20 protein-coding genes are annotated in these 20,361 nt (G+C 46.2%); 10 read left to right on the top strand and 10 right to left on the bottom strand.

Annotated features, from left to right (window positions below):
• The first annotated feature begins 16 nt into the window (after window positions 1–16).
• Window positions 17–1,237, top strand: coding sequence for a DUF763 domain-containing protein (locus tag D0T87_RS14310; protein ID WP_163175824.1), 1,221 nt, complete (start codon window positions 17–19; stop codon window positions 1,235–1,237).
• On the opposite strand, the gene fucP is transcribed toward D0T87_RS14310, so the two are convergent.
• From fucP to fucI, 3 genes are all read right to left on the bottom strand, one after another.
• A complete protein-coding gene (fucP, locus tag D0T87_RS14315) occupies window positions 1,221–2,540 on the bottom strand; it encodes an L-fucose:H+ symporter permease (RefSeq protein WP_163175825.1) in 1,320 nt (439 codons plus the stop codon). The genes D0T87_RS14310 and fucP overlap by 17 nt on opposite strands.
• Window positions 2,541–2,559: 19 nt before the next feature.
• Window positions 2,560–2,940 (bottom strand): L-rhamnose mutarotase, encoded by a 381-nt coding sequence (locus D0T87_RS14320; RefSeq protein ID WP_163175826.1) that lies wholly within the window; start codon window positions 2,938–2,940, stop codon window positions 2,560–2,562.
• A gap of 148 nt (window positions 2,941–3,088) precedes the next feature.
• The gene (gene fucI, locus D0T87_RS14325; RefSeq protein ID WP_163175827.1) at window positions 3,089–4,876 is read right to left on the bottom strand and encodes an L-fucose isomerase; all 1,788 of its coding nucleotides are present in this window, start codon (window positions 4,874–4,876) and stop codon (window positions 3,089–3,091) included.
• A gap of 183 nt (window positions 4,877–5,059) precedes the next feature.
• Between fucI and D0T87_RS14330 the strand changes: the two genes are divergently transcribed.
• From D0T87_RS14330 to D0T87_RS14345, 4 genes are all read left to right on the top strand, one after another.
• Window positions 5,060–5,935: an AraC family transcriptional regulator gene (locus D0T87_RS14330; protein ID WP_163175828.1), complete on the top strand. Its 876-nt coding sequence runs from the start codon at window positions 5,060–5,062 to the stop codon at window positions 5,933–5,935.
• Between the two features lie 89 nt (window positions 5,936–6,024).
• Entirely contained in the window at window positions 6,025–6,828 is an 804-nt protein-coding gene (locus D0T87_RS14335) for a TerC family protein (RefSeq protein ID WP_163175829.1), read from the top strand.
• Between the two features lie 413 nt (window positions 6,829–7,241).
• Complete coding sequence (locus D0T87_RS14340) at window positions 7,242–7,694, top strand: MarR family winged helix-turn-helix transcriptional regulator (RefSeq protein ID WP_163175830.1); 453 nt, start codon at window positions 7,242–7,244, stop codon at window positions 7,692–7,694.
• Window positions 7,684–8,874, top strand: a complete 1,191-nt coding sequence (locus tag D0T87_RS14345; protein ID WP_163175831.1) for an MFS transporter — start codon at window positions 7,684–7,686, stop codon at window positions 8,872–8,874. The genes D0T87_RS14340 and D0T87_RS14345 overlap by 11 nt, the downstream gene beginning before the upstream one ends.
• An 8-nt stretch (window positions 8,875–8,882) precedes the next feature.
• On the opposite strand, the gene D0T87_RS14350 is transcribed toward D0T87_RS14345, so the two are convergent.
• The 6 genes from D0T87_RS14350 to D0T87_RS14375 all read right to left on the bottom strand — a co-directional run bounded on the left by D0T87_RS14350 (window position 8,883) and on the right by D0T87_RS14375 (window position 14,994).
• Window positions 8,883–10,445 carry a carboxypeptidase-like regulatory domain-containing protein gene (locus D0T87_RS14350; RefSeq protein ID WP_163175832.1) on the bottom strand — a complete coding sequence of 521 codons (1,563 nt, stop codon included), beginning with the start codon at window positions 10,443–10,445 and terminating at the stop codon, window positions 8,883–8,885.
• Between the two features lie 20 nt (window positions 10,446–10,465).
• The gene (locus tag D0T87_RS14355) at window positions 10,466–11,326 is read right to left on the bottom strand and encodes a FecR family protein (RefSeq protein ID WP_163175833.1); all 861 of its coding nucleotides are present in this window, start codon (window positions 11,324–11,326) and stop codon (window positions 10,466–10,468) included.
• 4 nt (window positions 11,327–11,330) lie between these two features.
• Window positions 11,331–11,873 (bottom strand): RNA polymerase sigma-70 factor, encoded by a 543-nt coding sequence (locus D0T87_RS14360; protein WP_163175834.1) that lies wholly within the window; start codon window positions 11,871–11,873, stop codon window positions 11,331–11,333.
• Between the two features lie 365 nt (window positions 11,874–12,238).
• Window positions 12,239–13,489, bottom strand: coding sequence for a carboxypeptidase-like regulatory domain-containing protein (locus D0T87_RS14365; protein ID WP_163175835.1), 1,251 nt, complete (start codon window positions 13,487–13,489; stop codon window positions 12,239–12,241).
• 198 nt (window positions 13,490–13,687) lie between these two features.
• Window positions 13,688–14,437, bottom strand: a complete 750-nt coding sequence (locus D0T87_RS14370; protein ID WP_163175836.1) for an SDR family NAD(P)-dependent oxidoreductase — start codon at window positions 14,435–14,437, stop codon at window positions 13,688–13,690.
• A gap of 56 nt (window positions 14,438–14,493) precedes the next feature.
• On the bottom strand, window positions 14,494–14,994 hold the full coding sequence (locus tag D0T87_RS14375; protein ID WP_163175837.1) for a DUF937 domain-containing protein: 501 nt from the start codon (window positions 14,992–14,994) through the stop codon (window positions 14,494–14,496).
• Window positions 14,995–15,127: 133 nt separating this feature from the next.
• Between D0T87_RS14375 and D0T87_RS14380 the strand changes: the two genes are divergently transcribed.
• Entirely contained in the window at window positions 15,128–15,307 is a 180-nt protein-coding gene (locus D0T87_RS14380) for a LytTR family transcriptional regulator (RefSeq protein WP_203558693.1), read from the top strand.
• A 72-nt stretch (window positions 15,308–15,379) separates the two neighbouring features.
• Here D0T87_RS14380 and D0T87_RS14385 read toward each other — a convergent pair whose 3' ends face one another.
• On the bottom strand, window positions 15,380–16,072 hold the full coding sequence (locus tag D0T87_RS14385) for a Crp/Fnr family transcriptional regulator (protein ID WP_163175838.1): 693 nt from the start codon (window positions 16,070–16,072) through the stop codon (window positions 15,380–15,382).
• Between the two features lie 106 nt (window positions 16,073–16,178).
• On the opposite strand from D0T87_RS14385, the gene nrfH reads away from it, so the two are divergent.
• Genes nrfH through ccsA form a run of 4 tightly spaced genes read left to right on the top strand, consistent with a single transcriptional unit; the run spans window position 16,179 to window position 20,333 of the window.
• The gene (gene nrfH, locus D0T87_RS14390; protein WP_163175839.1) at window positions 16,179–16,772 is read left to right on the top strand and encodes a cytochrome c nitrite reductase small subunit; all 594 of its coding nucleotides are present in this window, start codon (window positions 16,179–16,181) and stop codon (window positions 16,770–16,772) included.
• Window positions 16,773–16,787: 15 nt separating this feature from the next.
• Window positions 16,788–18,293, top strand: coding sequence for an ammonia-forming cytochrome c nitrite reductase (gene nrfA / locus D0T87_RS14395; RefSeq protein WP_163175840.1), 1,506 nt, complete (start codon window positions 16,788–16,790; stop codon window positions 18,291–18,293).
• A gap of 13 nt (window positions 18,294–18,306) precedes the next feature.
• Window positions 18,307–19,548, top strand: coding sequence for a cytochrome c biogenesis protein ResB (locus D0T87_RS14400; RefSeq protein WP_163175841.1), 1,242 nt, complete (start codon window positions 18,307–18,309; stop codon window positions 19,546–19,548).
• A complete protein-coding gene (gene ccsA, locus D0T87_RS14405; protein WP_163175890.1) occupies window positions 19,545–20,333 on the top strand; it encodes a cytochrome c biogenesis protein CcsA in 789 nt (262 codons plus the stop codon). The genes D0T87_RS14400 and ccsA overlap by 4 nt, the downstream gene beginning before the upstream one ends.
• Window positions 20,334–20,361 lie beyond the last annotated feature (28 nt).

Consider the following 20,361-nt stretch of genomic DNA (forward strand, 5'->3'; position numbering starts at 1 on the left):
AGCTAACTTCGCATATATGAAAAGAGGTTCGGCAGATTTACCCTTACATTACGGAACAGTTCCTCCCTGGTTGGCTCAACGAATGATGCTACTTGGGGGCGCTATTGCAGAAGCTATCGTAATGGAATATGGTCGCCCAGCATTGCTGCAACGTTTAAGTGATCCGTTCTGGTTTCAATCATTGGGTTGTGTATTGGGAATGGACTGGCACTCTTCGGGCATTACCACCTCGGTAATGAACGCATTAAAGAAAGCAATCAACAAGCGTTCGGCCGAATTGGGCATCTACGTTTGTGGCGGACGGGGAAAGTCTTCCCGGCAAACGCCCGCCGAACTATTGGACATAGCCTATAAAACCGGATTGAATGGCGATGAATTAGTTAGAAGTAGCCGTCTCTCGGCGAAAGTAGATAATACGGCCGTGCAAGATGGTTTCCAGCTCTACCTCCATTCTTTTATCGTTACCGAGGATGGCGATTGGGCGGTTATCCAGCAAGGTATGAACGGCAACAGCTGCATGGCACGCCGTTATCACTGGCTCTCTTCTTCGCTGAAATCATTTATGGAAGAACCACACACTTCGGTATGTGGCAAGAACCAGGGACTCATCCTGAACCTGACGGATAAGCAGGCTGCACCCACCAAATCGGGAATACTGGAGCTAACGAAAGAATCGCCCGATAAACTGATCAAAGAAGTTCCCCTGATTATGCCCCGGCGCCATGATGTACGTGTACAAGATGTGAACCTCAAACGCCTGGGAGCCGCACTTATACTGGCACACGAAACAGAAGTTAAAGATATCGAGTCACTCCTTCTGCTCGAAGGAGTGGGACCACGGACGTTACAATCGCTTACGCTGGTCAGCGAGGTTATACATGGTACTCCTTCCCGCTTTTCCGATCCGGCACGTTTTTCTTTCTCCCACGGTGGGAAAGACGGTCACCCGTTCCCTGTTCCTACGCGGGTGTACGATGAAACGATAGAGGTGTTCGACAAAGCCATTCACCAGGCCAAACTTGGCGATAAGGATAAATCGGAAGCGCTGAAAAACCTTTCCAAGATATCACAGGAGATCGAAAAGGGATATACGCCCCGCAACTTCTTTGACGAATGGGTAGAACATGAGCGCAATACTTCGTACTTATACGGCGGGAAGACTGTTTTCGGAGATGCCGAACCACCCAAAGATGAAGACAAGAAGAACGAAAACAAGCAGCTTAGTCTGTGGGACTAAGCTGTTTATACGACCTATACCCATATATCGCCACTACTACAAAGCAGATAAATGGCAGGATAAAGGATATGTTCACCGCAGGCATTCCCAGAACAGTATGCTGATCGATGATCGACGCCTGCAACGGTGGTAATATCGATCCTCCGAGAATAGCCATGATAAGTCCGGCTGCTCCAAACTTCGCATCATCGCCCAAGCCTTCAAGGGCAATTCCATAGATTGTTGGGAACATGAGCGACATACAGGCAGAGATACCTACCAGGCAATACAATCCATAGATGTTTTGCAAGGCAATTGTGCCCACCGTGAAAGCACCGGCGGCAATGGCCAGGATCATCAATAACCGTCCGGCATTGAGATAGCGCAACAAGAAGGTACAAATAAACCTACTGGAACAGAAAATAATCATGGCAACAATGTTATACTGTTGCGAAAGAACTTCGGCAGCTTTTTCCTCCATTCCACCATCCATAAAAAGACGTGTACCGTATTGAATAATAAATGTCCAGCACATAATCTGTGCCCCCACATAGAAGAACTGAGCAATAACACCTTCACGGTAACGAGGTAAAGAGAATATCCGTTTTAATGTGGGCAGAAAATCTATTTTCTTCGATTGATCTGCATTCTTCGGCATCTTGGTAAACGTAATCAGAAGCAGCATCGCCAGGATTACCACACCTATAATGACATAAGGAGTAATGAGCACCCCGAGGTCATAACCTTTGATCGCTTCAAATTCGGCATCACTCAAAGTAGCGCGTTCTGCCGTCTCCATCGGATGCAATTTGGCCTGAATAAAATTCATGGCCACATACATACCCAGCAGGGAGCCCATCGGATTAAAAGACTGTGCCAGATTCAAACGGCGTGTGGCCGTCTTCTCGTCACCCATGGAAAGGATATATGGATTTGCACTTGTTTCAAGGAAAGAAAGTCCGCAGGTCAGGATAAAGTAAGCCAGCAGGAACGGATAGTATTCTCCGATCTCTTTGGCAGGAAGGAACAGGAATGCTCCCAGGGCATACAAACCTAATCCCAGTATGATGCCTGCTTTGTAGGAATACTTACGGATAAATATGGCAGCGGGAAATGCCATGGCAAAGTAGCCGCCATAGAAAGCCACTTGTACGAGTGCACCGTCGGTTACACTCATGCGGAATATTTTAGAAAAGGCTTTTACCATGGGGTTGGTAATGTCATTGGCAAATCCCCATAGTGCAAAGCAAGAGGTAATGAGTATAAAAGGAATAAGATAGCTTACGCCATCTTTAGATAAAAGTGATTGTTTTGTGTCCTTCATGATTATTGGGTTAATAGATTTAATCGTCGTACAAATGGAACATTCGCTCCATCATTCTCCATTTCTCGGCCGAGCTTGCTCCCGGAGGGGCTACCTGAAATACGGACATGTATTCTTCCCACTCCTTCTGACGGGGAAGGGTATCGAGCTTGGCAAAAGCCGTATCCCAGTCAAAATCCAGGGGAGTTTCTACAATCATAAACAGGCGGGTACCCAGAATATAGATTTCCATCTCTAATATACCGACTTCTTTCATTCCGGCCTTAATCTCGGGCCAGAAATCTTCTTTGGAGTGACGTTTTTTGTATTCTTCAATCAGTTTGGGGTCATCTTTAAGGTCAAGCGTCTGGCAATAACGCTTAACCGGCCCGGGGTATTGTTTTACGGCGTAGCCTTTCATAAGTTGAAAGTTGAAAATTGAAAGTTAAATACGTGTTGAAGATCAACATAGAATATTTAGGCTCGTTTAAGCATTGAAATTGAAAGTCGAAAACTGAAAGCACCATAGCCGCATGGCAACTTTCAATTTTCAACTTTCAATTTTCAACTTACTTATAAATCGGACCGTAGTTCTGGCAAGCTCTGTAGTCTGAGCCTTCTTTATCCATGCCGAATGCATTCCATGCCGATGGGCGGAAGATTTCATCTTCTTCTACATTATGCATACATACAGGGATACGGAGGATAGAAGCCAGGGTAATCAGGTCTTGTCCGATGTGGCCGTAGCTGATTGCTCCGTGGTTAGCTCCCCAGTTATTCATTACGGAATATACATCTTTAAATGCCGGCTTGTCATTCAAGCGGGGTACGAACCAGGTGGTTGGCCAGGTTTTGTCGGTACGGACATTTAGTGTATGGTGAACTTCAGGATCAATTTCCACTGTCCATCCTTCGGCGATTTGCAATACGGGGCCAAGACCTTTCACGAGGTTGAGACGTGACATAGTTACAGGCATTCCACCTTTCGACAAGAAGTTAGACGAGAAGCCTCCGCCACGGAAATAGTCACGGTCGGCAGGGAACCAGGTCGTTGCTTTGAGGCAAGCTTCTACTTCTTGCTCGTTGATTTCCCAGAATGGTTTCATGGCTGGTTCGCCATCTTTGGTTTGTTGACCTGTACCGTCCAGGGTTGTTGCTCCGGAGTTGATCAGGTGGATGATACCGTTGGCTGCGCGGCCTGTTAGTTTTTTACCGGTTACGCGTTCTACGGCTTCCGGACTCCAGTACGTACGTACATCGGAGAAGATCTGGGCAGTGTTCGTCAGCAAGTGACCGAACAACATGGCTACGCCATTGCAAGCATCGTTTTCGGTAGCTACTACATACGCCTGACGGATACCGTTCCAGTCGAAAGAAGTGTTTAGCAGTGCTTCAGAGAAGTCACCGTTTGGCAAGAAGTCTGTCCACTGGCGTTGGCCCTGGAAACCGGAAACAATAGCGTTATGTCCCAATGATTCTTCTTTAAAACCTTTTTCCAATAGTTTAGGGTTGCCTTGCATCAGGTCGCGGATGATGAGGGTCATCTTCACTACAAACTCCCAGTCACTATCTTTTTCTTCACGGCTCTTTTGTTTCTCCGAACGGTTGTAGTCTGTACCTTCATTGGGTTTGCAGTACTTCTTGGTCCATTCCATCGCCTTGTTGAATTCTTCTTCATCGTATATCTTTTGTTCGATACGGCGAAGTACCTCCATGGAGTCGACCACTTCATTGCGCATGCCCAGATATTCCTGGAAGAATTCAGGGTTAACGATAGAACCGGCAATACCCATAGATACGCTACCGACAGACAGGTAAGACTTACCACGCATTACAGCAACGGCTTGTGCGGCACGTGCAAAACGCAATAGTTTCTCTGCGGCATCGGCAGGGATGGTATTGTCTGTAATATCCTGAACATCGTGTCCGTAGATTCCGAATGCCGGCAATCCTTTTTGTGCATGGGCGGCAAGAACAGCGGCCAGATACACAGCTCCCGGACGTTCTGTTCCGTTGAATCCCCAAACAGCTTTCGGGTAGTGAGGGTTCATGTCCATGGTTTCTGCACCATAGCACCAACAAGAGGTTACGGTAATGGTACTGCCCACGCCTTCGCGTTCGAATTTAGCCGCACAAGCTGCGCTCTCTGCTACACGACCGATGGTACCATCGGCGATAACACATTCCACGGGACTTCCGTCGCCGTTCTTAAGGTTACTGCTAATTAACTCGGCCACGGCACGTGCCAGGTTCATTGTTTTTTCTTCCAGCCCTTCGCGGACACCTCCCTGACGGCCATCAATGGTCGGACGAATACCGATCTTTGGCCATTCTCCCTGAAATCTTTTTGTTTTCATGATATGTTTATTTAGAATTTAGTTACTAAAAACCAAAGATAGAGTTTATGATATCAAAAGTCTTGCATTATTTCGGCGTAGCAATAGTACATTTTCGATATCCATTCGTCATTTATTTGTTTTAACGACTAATAACGAGTAACTTTATCCGTTCTTCATCTTAACATAAAAGCGATACAACCAATGGCGAATATACCCGAACACATCCAACTACTCCTTCTTAATATAGGCTACCTTGAGATGAATGCCAACTGGAACTGGAAAGATGTGTACAGTCCTTTCGCCCGCATTTATTACGTGACCGGAGGGGAAGCCAAAACGCATATCGGCAACCGGACATATATTCTCAGACCCAACCACTTATACCTGACGCCTCCTTTCGTATTGCATACCAATGAGTGTAGCGGACATTTCTCACATTATTATATACACTTTTACGAAACGGCGCTTCATAAAGAATCTATTTTCGACAAATACGATTTCCCTATAGAGTTAAACGCAAGCGTGTTAGACTTGCACCTGTCTCAACGCCTGCTCGAAATCAACCCTAACCGCCAGTTGCAACAGCTCGACCCTAGTCTTTACGACAACATGCCGACTTTCTCGCAGTATATTGCCGATAATAACCGGATGCCATTACACGCAACGATAGAAACAGAGGGTATCTTACTTCAATTGATTTCTAAGTTTTTTGAGGTGGCAAAGATCAAATCGCGCCATACGGATGCACGCGTCACAAAGTGTTTGCAATTCATTCATGAGAATACAGATAAGGATATCTCCATAAAACAGTTAGCAGATATTGCTTGTATAACGGAGGATCATCTGATACGGATTTTCAAGAAGGAAACTCATTCTACTCCACTGAAGTATATTCATACAAAGAAGATGGAGAAAGCGCAGTTGCTACTCCTCACCACAGAAATACCTGTTCGCGATATTGCACTCGAGCTTTCTATGGATAATACATCTTACTTTAACCGGATATTTAAATCGTATATGGGGAAGACTCCCACCGAGTACAGGGAACAGGCTAAGCAGGGAGGCGCTACGGTTTAGGGATTGAGGTTGGTTTCCAGTATTTAACAATTGCCTGACGTACATAGAGAATATCTTGAACAAATCGCTGCCGGAAACGTTTGTTATACATGGCAGAAATTCTACATACTTTTCTACTTCCCAGTGCGTGGATTGCACTGCTTACGCTGGCGTTTCTGGAAGTCGTTCTGGGAATAGATAACATTGTATTCCTCTCCATCATGACATCCAAGTTGCCCGAGAAAGAGCAACCCCACGGACGGTTTGTTGGTTTGGGACTTGCTATGCTTGCCCGTATCGGCTTGCTGTTTGGTATATCTCTGCTTATGCAACTCACCAAGCCTTGGTTTTCTTTTGAAACTTCCTGGATTTCGGCAAGTATTACAGGGCAAAGTATCATCATTTTGCTTGGGGGATTGTTTTTGCTTTATAAGAGCGTTACCGAAGTACATCATAAACTGGAGGGAGCGGATGAGAACGTTAACGTTACCTCCAAACGTAGTAGTTTCTGGGGAATTATGGCTCAGATCGTGGCATTGGATATTATCTTTTCTTTCGATAGCGTACTTACTGCGGTGGGCATGGTAAGCTTCCGCGATTTTGGTTACGGCGGCGCTATGGCCATTATGATTACGGCGGTTGTGGTGGCGGTGGCTATGATGATGTTTTTCTCCGGCCCAATCAGCAAGTTTGTGAATACGCATCCTACGATACAGATGCTTGCACTGTCTTTCCTGATTCTTATCGGGGTAATGTTGCTGGTAGAAGCTGCGCATCTTTCCAATCTGGTGATCTTCGGAACGGAGGTGCATGAAATTCCGAAGGGATACATTTACTTCGCGATTGCATTCTCGCTGGGGGTAGAGATGCTGAATATGAAGCTGAGTAGGAGAAAGATATCGAAAGAACAATAATCACATAAGAACAGGTCTATTCTTTGCACTGTGCGAATAGAGAGTTTGCACACACCGCTTTGCCTGTCAACACGCAAGCAGTACAATGTATGAAGAATAGCGCTGTTTTTCATGAAGAATAGCGCTATTCTTCGCAAAAAACAGCGCTATTCTTCATTTAGTATAGGGAATAAGTGAAAACTTCCGACCTTTACCGTGCAGTTAAGCCAACTGTTAAGTATATGCAGTAAAGCTGCAATCAGTGTTTTCTGGATGGACAAGAGATCTCCCACACCCCTCCCCTTTGAATATTCTTCTTGGGAGTTTTTACACAGCCTCTTAGGTGAGAGGGTGTTTTTATTCTTTTGTTTAAAACTCCTAAAATGTTTGGATTTAGTTTATACATAAACTAATTTTGCAAGAAATTAGAGAGAATGAAGAAGAAAACAGAGATACCCAACGAGCAATTAGGCTATTTATTGACCCAGGTTTCTTTCCTTAAACAACGCATCACCAATGCGGCGTTGAAAGAACTCGATATCACTTACGTGCAATTCATCATCCTGGCCGGAACGCTGGAATTAGGGGCAGACGGTGGCATCGTTACCCAACAATCCATCGCTTCGGAACGGCGACTAGACAAGGCTATGGTATCGAACGTAGTCAAAACACTAATTGAAAAGGGTTTCTTAACCCGTCAGGAACATCCCGAAGATAAACGTGCTTTCACCCTGAGGCTCACCCCGGCAGGAGAAGAGAAAGCCATGCAGGGAAAAGACATTGCCCGGAAAGTAGACCATACGTTCTTTGCACACATTGACCACGAAGCGTTCCGCGAGTCGCTGAAACAATTACTTAAAAACGAAACAGGCAACCATGGAGAATAATAATAACCGTCCGGCACTGTGGACAAGAGATTTCATTCTGGCCTTCACTTCCAACCTGCTGCTGTTCTACTCCTTTTATATGCTCATTCCGGTGCTGCCGTTCTATGTATTGAACAATCTCGGAGCAGGCGAATCGCAGGCAGGAGTAATCCTATCACTTTATACAATAGCGGCATTGGTTATCCGCCCTTTTTCGGGATATCTGGTCGATGCATTCAGCCGTAAGCCCTTGTACCTGGTCTGCTACGGATTCTTTTGCGTGATATTTGCCGGATATGTGGTGGGAACCACCCTCTTTCTGTTTATCGTCATGCGTGTCCTGCACGGATTTGCTTTTGGCATCAGTACCGTCAGCGGAAGTACGGTAGCGGTAGACGTCATGCCGTCGGAGCGCCGGGGCGAAGGCATCGGCTACTTCGGGATGGCCGCTAACATCGCTATGGCCGTTGGTCCCGTAGCCGGACTGTGGGTACACAAGACCTACGGTTTCGAGGCACTGTTCCTCGCCGCTTTCTGTTCCAGCCTCATCGGGTTCCTGACCATTACGCTGATAAAACCGATCAGGAAAGAACACGTACCTGCGGAAAGCAAACCACCACTCTCGCTTGACAGGTTTATCCTGCTAAAAGCCCTTCCCTGTGTTGCCCTGCTCTTTATTGTGGGATTAGGCTACGGATCGGTCTTGAATTATATCGGATTGTACAGCGAAACCGCATCCTTTGCCAACAGTGCCGGAGCATTCTTCGTCGCACTCTCTGCCGGGGTGATTCTGGCCCGCCTCCTGTCGGCACGCTATATAAATAAAGGAAAGATAAACCAGATGATCTACATCGGAACCGTAATGCTGTTGGTTGCATTCGGACTGTTTACAATATGTTCGAGTGCGTGGATGCTTTACCTGATCGCTTTTCTGCTGGGTGCCGGACTGGGATATATCAACCCTGCTTTCCAGAGCATGCTCATCAACCTTGCCCGGCACGACCAACGCGGAACGGCAAACGCTACGTATTTCACTTTCTGGGACCTGGGCATCGGACTGGGAACTGCCGTTGGCGGTATCATCATTGCCCGGCTCAACTTTGAATGGCTATACGCTATTTGTGGCGCAGCGCTTGTTTTGGCTTTGATTTACTTTGCCACTGTTTCGGCAGGGTATTTTAACAGGAATAAGTTACGGTAGTAATTTAATCACGGTGTTTCCATAACCTCCGTCAGGTTATTTATAATTAAATCCCTCAGCTCATCCTCAGGAAGGATTACATTAAAGTTCTCCCAGAAATCAACATCATACGGATGCTGGGTTTCGGAAAAGACCGTTCGTGGAGAAAGGCGTTCGGAGCGGGGAATAGACTGTACTTGTTCCGTATCAACCTTACAAGTCACAAGCTCAAACCAAATCCTTAATGAAGAACTAAACCACTGGCGTTTCCGGCGGACACGGAACTCCAGCTCTCCCCTCACATGATTCATGTAATACTTCCCGTTGGGCAACGGCTTGTAAGATACCGTATACCGGGCATCACGCAGTGTCAACTTATAGTTCTTGCTCCGCTTCTCTATAAATAAATTTGTGGCCTTTTCCACATAAGCCGGATTCACTTCGAAGCGGGCCTCCAACAGGGCATTATTCTCGGTATCAATAAACAACTCGCCCCGGTAAAGAGGTTCCTTCACTGCCTTGCGCTGTTCGAAAGAAATCACATTCGCCAAGCGGTTATCAATCACCGCAATATCCGAATGAGTGTAGTCATACAAACTCTCAGCAGCATCCGGAGAATCAAGAAAATCCGGTTCGCTCTTTATCACATCCAATAACAGAGTGGAGTGAATACCCGACTTGACTTTAGTGATAATCGTGTCGCGCTCCTGCTTATCAAGTATCCGGCGCATCTTAACCAGCTTTACCTGATCCGCCGCATATGTCTGGTCAAAGCCGGGCTTATATACTTTAAGTACAGCCTCAGTCAAGTCGACATTCCGTTTCTTATGCTCCACACCTTCACGGTAAAATGCCGTTAAAGATATCGGTGAAGAAGAATAATTCTGCGGACGGGCATCCAGCATTTGCTGCAAAAGATTACGGGGATTAACCACGCGCACCACCACCTCCTGCAAGGATACCACCTTCGGCTCAAGCATAAAATCAGATGGCGTACCCATTCGCGAAGCCGCTTTCAATTCCAGACTTTCGTACCCCACGTGGGAAATACGAAGGGTGACATGCATCATCGAATCGGGTAAGGAGATACGGAAACGCCCGTCGCGGTTGGTCACCGTACCAATGGAAGCCTCAACCACACCCACCGTAGCCGAGGATACGGGTTCTTTAGAAAACAAATCGTACACAGCGCCGGACACCGTGAAGTATTTATTCCCGGGCAGCGCTTCCGCCACAGCATGAGAGATGCTCTTCCGCCCGGGAAGGCGTAAAGCAATATGATTGTTACCTATTAAACTGATCTGAAGATTACGATTGCCGGTTATGGCAACTATCGCATCGTGCAAGGTATATTCTCCTTTGCGAATCTCTACCTGCGCATCGTTATTCAACGTCTGGCTATCATACACAAACAAATATCCGGTCTGCTCGGACACATGGCGCAACAACTGATAGCGAGTACCCCGTGTTTCGGCGATTTGTACCTTGCGATTGAGCCATTCGTTATCCTGTGCCTGCACCTTCGCTGCGGCTAAAAGCAGAAAAGAACAAAGCAAAGCGCGATAAACGATATAACCAGCCGCTTGTTTCATAGAAAGCTTCCTGTTGGAATTTAATTCTGTTGGTTAAGATACAGAATATTCTGTTGTTTAGTTAGTTCAAGACCGAATGCAAGACTAATAATCTGAGCCATATCCTCGGCCGTATTATCCTTGAAGTCAATAGTTACCCGCCTGTCTCCGACTTCAGGAGCAATCTTCAACTGAACCGAATCGGTGTTTTCATTAATAATCCGGATGATATCCGCCAGCTTCTGATCCTTGAAATGAATATATCGAAGATAAGAATTGAACTGCTCCATATCACTGGTCTGCAACGTACGCAAACCGGCAGCCTGAAGCAAAGCCGTCTCACCGGCATTAACATATACGCTCTGATTATTTATCTTTGATGTAACCTTCACCTTACCCGTACGAACGGAAAGAGAAAACGCATCACTATCCTTGCTCTTTACATTGAACGATGTTCCCAAAACTTCTATCATTGCCGTTTGGGTATGAATGATAAAGGGGCGTTCCTGATTCTTACTCACCTCGAAGAAAGCATCACCCTGTAGACTCACCTCACGTTTGTTCTCCGCAAAATGAACAGGATACTCCACAGAAGCCTGTTCGCCCAGGTAAATAATGGAACCGTCTTCAAAAGTGGTGACCAGCGTAGGTTCACCTTTAGCATTATGAAGCACCAACGTATCCGTCGCAGATGGGGCACTCTGGTTGAGCCATACAAATACCGAAACCACACCAATAAAGAGGGCAGCAATACCTGCCACCCATTTCATGGTGGCTTGCCGTTGGGTGGTGCGTCCGTACCGGGTATCATCCAAGGTCAATAGTCCATCCTGTTCCAAGCGGTTGTACAGGTCGTTCCAGGCCCGGTCTGTATTCTTTTCTATTTCTTCTCTTCTATTCATCTTACTATGTATATTTCTCTACTTCCTTTCGTAATAGCTGATAGGCTTTGGTCATTTCCGCCTCAATGGTCTTTATGGATAGCGAGAGGCGATCGGCTATCTCTTTGTATTTCAATCCTTCAAAGCGATGCATCATAAAGATACGGCGGCGACGGTCGGGAAGCTTGGCCAGTGTATGGTCGATGATCTCTTTCAGTTCCTGATATTCAAGCTGATCGTGCGGTGTAGTAGCCGGTGATTCTTCCGGAGCAGACTGCACATGCTGCCGATGCCGCTCGCGCACCAAATGCTGCTCGCAATACTGAAGAGACTGGTTACGGACTGCACCATACAGGTACGATTTCAACGAACGGAAGATGTTCAGATCGGCACGCTCCTTCCAAAGTTTATAGAACAATTCCTGAACAATTTCTTCTGCCACTTCCTTACGACCTGTTATGCCGATAGCGTAAAGACATAAAGGAGCATGGTAGGCTCTGAACAACTGCTCAAAAGCCTTAATATCTCCTTCCTTTATCTTTTTAACTATAAACAGATCGTCTAACATTTACAATTTGCCTTTATTATAGAAAGAATCCCTTTTCCCTTGTAGAGACGCACGGTGTGCGTCTCATTCCCGGTATCGTGATTCCTGTATCGGGAGGGTGTGTCATAACTCTATTTTGTCACGTCATTGCGAGGGGTTACCCGAAGCAATCCAGCTCACAAATCGTACAAACTGGATTGCTTCACTACGTTACCAATGACAATATCCACCCCCTGCCCCCGCCAGCGGGGGATACGATGCCGCAGGTATCCCCCGCTGGCGGGGGCAGGGGGTGGATATTGTCATTATCAAATAGTTCTATATTTTAATATAGTGGCAACTCGCAATGACGAAGTGGATTTACTGACTTATGCCCCCCTACATGCCTAATATTTCTTTTTCAGTTTATTTACCGCCGACTCCAACGACTCCGTTGGCGCTATGATGTTATACCCTTCCCAAAAGTCGTCATCGTAGAAGTTGCTTACCTTATCAGACAGCACATTCTTGTAGTTGAACGCCAGTTTATGAGGGATAGCCGTTACATTATTCAGTTGTTTATCTGTCACCACCATCTCCGACACGACGGTATAATTGGTCGAGAACAAACGTCGTTTCCAGTCGCATTTGAACCGTATGGAGTTCTGGATATAATTCAGATAGCTCACTCCGTTTTCCTGCTTGTATGTCACCAGATAAGTTATCTCCTCTGGTTTGAAGCGAAGGTTGAACGGTTTCTTCTTTAAAATCGTATTCGTTATCTTATTCCGATCCTTCATATTGAAACTAAACTCAATCTGCGTGAAGGTTAATGTTTCCTCATCAATATACATGGTTCCGTAAAACAAAGGGTATGGCTGCACCACCTGGGGTTCGAAGCTTACGACATAATGCAATCGCTTGTCGAGCATCACAGGAGTTTCCATTTTAAACTTATATTCTCGGAGTGACTGTTCGTCAAGCAACAACTCACGATTCTTCACCGCGTCCAGATAGATAGAATAATTCGGACCACCTTGCAGTTTCACCACCAATGTATCGCCTGCTTTCGGGCTAAGCAACTGGCGTCCTTTGAATACCTGCACGCGGTCACGGTCTACATTATCGGTATAAGGTGTTTTATATATATTCACTATCGCTTCGGTCACGTTGATGTAGTTGCGGCGTTTTCTGATCGTTTCACGATAAAACCCCGTCAGCATGGTATGGTTAATACTGTTATTATCCTTAATCTTGCCGACAGCATTCTCGACCAGTTTCAATGGGTCCATTGCCCGTACCACAACCTCGGGTAGCGTATTGGTGTGAGGCACCAATAGAATCACGGCATTCTCAACATCTTCCCCCTTAATCGGGTAGCGCTGATTGCGATAACCCAGATAAGAGATTTCCAGGGCAGAAGCCTGTATGCTATCATTTACCTTAATAGAAAATCCGCCATCGGCATTGGTTACGGTTCCGATACTTGTTCCCGCCACGCTGATATTAACGTACTCCAAGTTCTTCTTCGAAGATTGATCTTTCACTACTCCGCTGATGGTAACGAATCCAGGCCCCTTTGTTGCTTGTGCCGATAAACCTGCGCAAAGCAGCAGAGCCATCAAAAATAATCCTGTTGTTTTTAATCTCGCCTTCATATCGCATATTGTTTTAATGTTAATACCAGAAAATACCTGACACCGGCGCCTTGCCGGTCGGTTACATTACTAAGATCGGTCAGCGAAGAAAAACCCTATGCTTTTTTTTAGAAAAAGTAGTTAGAAGCTAGGTTTTGTTTTTGCCATACAAAGCCGTTTCATAAACCTGACTTCTAACTACTAACTTCTAGCTTCTAACTACTCATAAATCATTTTCTTCGTCATACCACCATCTATCACGATATTTTGCCCGTTGATGAAGTCATTTTCGGGTGAAGCCAGAAACAAACAGGCATTGGCAATATCTTCCACCCGTCCTACCCTACCCGACGGATGTTGGGTATGATCTTCCGGACGCAAGGCTCCATAATGCCCTGTATCAATCCAGCCGGGACTGATCGCATTTACCGTAATATTGTAATCGGAGAGAGAAATAGATAGCGCATGAGTCAGCGAAGCAATTCCGCCCTTGGAAGCCGAATACCCTTCCGTACCGGATTCGCTCTGCAAATAACGGGTAGAAGACATATTTATGATCCGCCCGAACCGCTTCTTTCCTTCAGGAGTATTGCGGCGGATAGCCATTTCGCGGGAAGTAATAAACACAGGGCGCAGGTTAATGGCAAGAATAGAGTCAAAATCGTCGATGCTGGTTTCAACCAAAGGCGAGAACAGGCTTACCCCTACATTATTAACAATGATATCTACGTCGCCCCATGTTTTATAGATATCATCCATTACGGCCAGAAGCGCTTTCTCCTTTTTTACATCTACCGGGTAGAACCGTGTTCCGGGCAGGGAGGCACTGAGTTCTTCTCCTCCGGCAGCATCTATGTCACAGAAAGCTACGCTGGCCCCGGCACGATGGAAAGCCGTAACCACGGCTCTCCCTATACCTTGTGCTGCTCCTGTCACAAAACAAATCTTATGCTTAAAGTCTATATTCATAAACGTTTAGTTATTCAGGTTTGAGACAGAAGCAAATATAATCAATTATACGGTTCTCAGGATACGGGTTCGGGAATAAACTTCTTGTATGTTCCTTTTTGGCTGCTGATTAGTCCCAGGAGTTTACGCATACTCCATCGGTTGCTAAGCAGTTTATCGCCTACATACCCCACAAAGACAGGCGCCAGAATAGCGACCAGCGTATTTATGGTGACTTTAGGCAAACCGTTTGCCAGAGATATCCAGGTAGTAAAGCCAGCCGCGCGATCGCCCAGAACATGTTGCAGGAAATTATCTCCGATACTAATCGTTTCAGGAGTCAATGGTTCACGACACACTGATTCTATTTTCCCAAGAACATCCAAACTGCCTGCCTCCTCGAATATATTACGAAGTTGCGGGGTATCGCCATTCATTTGTGTCAACACCAGGAAGCCCGCAAAAGTAGCGGATATGGCCTGAGAGATGACAGGTTCTTTAGCATTTAGCCGTTTAGCAATTTCTGAGGTCATGTCGTCGGTTATCAAACTCCTTAATGATTTGTAGATTTGTTCCATAGTTTTCGGTTTTATTAATTAATACTCCAATATAATATAAAACGCAGAGAAACAGGATTGGTTGCATGGCAAAATTGTCAAATAACAAGATTTAATCAAATTTGCACATACTTATGTTAAAACAGGCGTATTAATGGATACTAACACCGATATTTTGTCCTGTTTTTCCTACCCTTTGTTCGTAGAGTCCATGCAGAACTACCTAAAGCTGCATTTCAAAGACAAATCATTTGTGATACATCAAACGATGTCCTCACTCGAAAAGAACTACCCCTGTCTAAGCATCGAAAAGATGAGTTACTCAATAATGTAGTACTAAAGAAACTGATCAGTAAATAGAACATAGATAGCCGAGGGCACTCCGTAGGTTTACAGAACCCTTCGCTTATGCAATATACTGCCTCAGTTCATTCACGTTCAGCAGTTGGACCTCCTGCCCATCCACCCGTATCAGGTTTTCTTTTACCAACCGGTTTATCTCTTTAGACAGCGCGGGTCGCGTCACACAAAGGTACTCTGCCAGCTGAACCTGGTTATGCTCCATGCGGACAATACTCTTCCCTGGCTTGACCTGTTCGAATAGATACTGCACAAAACGACTGCGTATATTCTTATGAGACAGCGCACGCAAGCGCATTACCGTACATCTGTTACAATTCCCGGTTATACAAAGAAAGCTTTTCAGTATGGTAGGCTCTTCGCTGATCAGTTTGAATAGAGATTCTTTTGTTGCCGTAAACCAAATACCATCTTCCACCACCGTAAAAGTAGCCGGCAGGGTATTATCCGTACTGAACAAATGGGGAGTAGCAAAAGCCCGGGGCGCCACGATATGTTCTATCATTACACTATTGCCCAGTGCATCAATTATATCGACACGCAGTTTGCCTTTCAACAAAACAAACAAGTGTCGGCAAGGTGTATTTTGACGGGCGATAATATCTTTCTTGCCGATTTCATACAAAGTATAGTCCAGCCGTTCGAGCAAAGTAGACTTCACATTCGACGGTAGATCCCTGAACAAAGGGATACTAAAAAGCAATTTAAGATGTTCGTCCTCAAAACTCAACTTATTCATAGCGCACAATTAAAAGCTTAACAATGCAAAGATAATCAAAAGATGTAATTTAGATTACACCTTTACAGTTCTCTACTTCTTATTTTTGTATAAAAATCCCATATCTATGAAGATACAAAAGCTAATAAACTTCATCTTGCCCTCGCGGAAATGGAAAATCTTCGCCATTGTCATGTCCGGGATCATCATAGGTGGAGGAGGTTTATTTCTCTACATGCTTCGGGCACATACGTATCTGGGCGACGACCCGGCGGCATGTGTCAACTGCCACATCATGGCACCCTACTACGCCACATGGTTTCATAGCTCGCACAGCAACGTTGCCACTTGCAACGACTGCCATGTACCGCATGATAACTTCGCAAAGAAGTGGGCTTTCAAAGGAATGGATGGCATCGGGCATGTGATGGCATTCCTCAGCCGGAGCGAACGGGATGCCATACAAGCACACTCGCAAAGTTCGCAGGTAATTATGAATAACTGTATTCGCTGCCATACACAGTTGAACACGGAATTTGTACAGACCGGCAAGATAGATTATATGATGACACAGGTAGGCGAAGGCAAAGCCTGTTGGGATTGCCATCGCGATATTCCGCACGGGCAAGGTAGAAGCCTGTCGTCCAGCCCCAATGCGTTGGTACCTTATCCCGAATCGCCGGTACCGGAGTGGCTACAGAAAGTAAGAAAGAATAAATAACGAATCAATCATATTATGGAAAAGAAACTTAAGTCATGGCAAGGATGGCTGTTGTTCGGGGGAACAATGGTCGTTGTGTTTGTATTGGGACTGTTCGTATCTTCTTTGATGGAAAGACGTGCGGAAGTGGCCAGTATCTTCAACAACAAGCGGGTGGAAATCACCGGTATCGAATCGCGTAATGAAATATTCAAAGACAACTATCCACACGAGTATCAAACCTGGACGGAGACGGCAAAGACCGATTTCAAGAGCGAGTTCAATGGTAACATTGCCGTCGATGTATTGGAAGAACGTCCCGACATGGTTATTCTTTGGGCGGGTTATGCTTTCTCCAAAGACTATTCATCGCCCCGCGGACACATGCATGCGATTGAAGATATTCGCCAGACGCTGCGCGTAGGTTCGCCGATGACAGCCGAAGAAGGACCTCAACCGGCCACTTGCTGGACCTGTAAGAGTCCGGACGTGCCGCGTATGATGGAAGCGTTGGGTGTAGATGTGTTCTATAATAATAAGTGGGCTGCCTTTGGCGATGAAATTGTAAACCCGATTGGTTGCGCCGATTGCCACGAACCGGAAAACATGAACCTGCATATCAGTCGCCCGGCATTGATTGAGGCTTTTGCCGCTATGGGTAAAGATATTACCAAAGCCACCCCACAGGAGATGCGTTCATTGGTTTGTGCACAGTGCCATGTAGAGTATTTCTTCAAGGGCGATGGCAAGTACCTGACTTTCCCGTGGGAGAAAGGTTTCACGGTGGAAGATATGGAGGCGTATTATGATGAAGCCGATTATTATGACTATATTCACAAGTTGAGCAAAGCGCCGATTCTGAAAGCGCAGCATCCGGATTATGAGATTGCACAAATGGGCATCCACGGACAACGGGGTGTATCGTGTGCCGATTGCCACATGCCATACAAGAGTGAAGGTGGTATTAAATACAGCGACCATCATATTCAAAGTCCGCTGGCTATGATCGACCGTACTTGCCAGGTGTGCCATCGCGAAAGTGAGGAAACATTGCGCAACAATGTTTACGACCGTCAACGTAAGGCAAACGAAACCCGTACACGTTTGGAAACAGAACTTGCAAGTGCTCATTTGGAAGCGGAATATGCCTGGAAGAAAGGGGCTACCGAAGATCAAATGAAGGAAACGCTGAAACTGATTCGTCAGGCGCAATGGAGGTGGGATTTTGGGGTAGCATCGCATGGTGCATCTTTCCACGCTCCGCAGGAGACGCAACGTATCCTCTCGCATGGACTGGATAAGGCGCTTCAAGCGCGTTTGGCAGTATCTAAAGTGTTGGCTAAATATGGGGTAGACGAGGTTCCGATGCCCGATGTTTCTACAAAGGATAAGGCACAACGTTATATTGGACTGGATATTGAAAAGGAACGCCAGGACAAAGAGAAGTTTATGGACACTATTATTCCGCAATGGCTGGAAAAAGCGAAATCGAACAATAAGATTGCCGGCAAGATGCCGGAGCCAGATTCTCCTGCGGCATAAAAACGTTAAAACGATGTGGAAAAAACCTTGGGGCTTTAAAGAAGGATTCGCCATTTGCGGCGGTTTATTCCTTACCGGTGTTATCCTCCAACTCACCGTTGGAGGTGTTAACTGGGATTTACTAGCCTTTCCTGTAAATATTATCATACTGGCGATATACCTTGCCGGGATCGCTGCCATGTACGCAAGCTCCCGCAAGGTCTATCTTTTCGGGTGGATGAGCCGCTACCCGGCTGCTGTTACCGCAATGATCGGAGTAGTCGCCATTACTGTGGTCATGGGGTTGATCCGCCAAAAGCCATCACACGTAGCCGTCAGTGGGTTTGAGGCTTGGTTGGGTTTCTCGCAGATGTTATCCGCATGGCCGTTTATACTGCTTTATGCCTGGTTCACTACGTTATTGGGGGTGGTGACTGTACGCCGCCTGGCCCGCTTCCGCTGGAAAGACATCCCTTTTGTACTAAACCACCTCGGATTGTTCATTGCACTGACCGGAGCCGTGTTCGGCAATGCAGATATGGAGCGCCTCGAAATGACCACGCAAGTAAGCAAACCCGAATGGAGAGCATACGACCAGCAACGCCAAATGAAAGAGTTGCCTATCGCCATTGAGCTGAAGCACTTTACCATAGACGAGTATCCTCCCAAACTGATGTTGATAGACAATGAAACCGGAAAAGCTTTACCCGAGGGCAAGCCCGTCAACCTGCTATTGGAAGAAGATTTATATAAAGGCAAACTGCTCGATTGGGAGATTGAGGTTGTAAACCACATCCCCGAAGCTGCCAGCATGGCTACGGAAGACACACTGAAATTCGTAGAGTTTCATTCCATGGGGTCTACTTATGCTGTATACATCAAGGCTTCCAACAAACAGAGTGGGGTCAGTAAAGAAGGATGGGTAAGCAGCGGCAGTTTCATGTTCCCCTACAAAGCCATACGCCTGGATGAGAACATGAGTTTGATTATGCCCGAACGGGAGCCACGCCGTTATGCTTCGGAAGTGACGGTGTACACCGAAAGCGGAAAAAGCCTGGAAAGCACCATCGAGGTGAACAAGCCTTATGAAGTAGATGGGTGGAAGATATACCAGGTAAGCTACGATGAGAGCAAAGGCAGATGGAGCGATATCAGCATATTCGAACTGGTACGCGATCCTTGGCTACCTATTGTTTACGCCGGATTATGGATGATGATTGCCGGAGCGGTTTGCATGTTCGTCACCGCCGGAAAGAGAAAGGAGGATGCCGCATGAGTTGGGATTACTTTAGCATATTTGCCATTGCCGCCCTACTCTTTTGGGGATTAGGAGCCGCAGCCGCCTGGAAAGGAAAGAAACCCGGATGGGTATATGCATCCACCGGAATTGGGCTACTTATCTTCTTTGCCTTTATACTGGGCATGTGGATTTCCCTGGAGCGTCCGCCAATGCGAACGATGGGTGAAACGCGTTTGTGGTATGCCTTCTTCTTACCATTGGCGGGATTGATTACGTATAGCCGGTGGAAATACAAATGGATACTCAGCTTCAGTTTTATCCTGGCATTGGTATTCTGCTGCATCAACATCTTTAAACCGGAGATACATAATAAAACGCTGATGCCTGCGTTGCAAAGTCCCTGGTTTGCACCGCATGTCATTGTATATATGTTTGCGTATGCCATGCTCGGGGCAGCCACCATTCTGGCGATTTACCTGTTGTGGTTCAAGAAGAAGCCGATAGAGAAACAAGAAATGGAGTTATCCGATAATCTGGCTTGTGTAGGTCTGGCTTTTATGACTTTCGGCATGTTGTTCGGGGCGCTCTGGGCCAAAGAGGCCTGGGGGCATTATTGGGCGTGGGACCCAAAGGAGACGTGGGCAGCGGCTACATGGATTGGCTATCTGGTATATATACACTTCCGGCTGGGCAGGCCGCAAGAGTACAGGAAGGCATTATGGGTAATGCTTGTTGCTTTCGTGCTTCTGCAAATGTGCTGGTACGGAATTAATTATCTGCCATCGGCACAGGGAGTAAGTGTGCATACGTATAACCTGTAGGAGGGTGTGTCCGCCCTAACAAAATAAA

Source organism: Bacteroides sp. 51 (assembly GCF_010500965.1).
Taxonomy (GTDB): Bacteria; Bacteroidota; Bacteroidia; order Bacteroidales; family Bacteroidaceae; genus Bacteroides.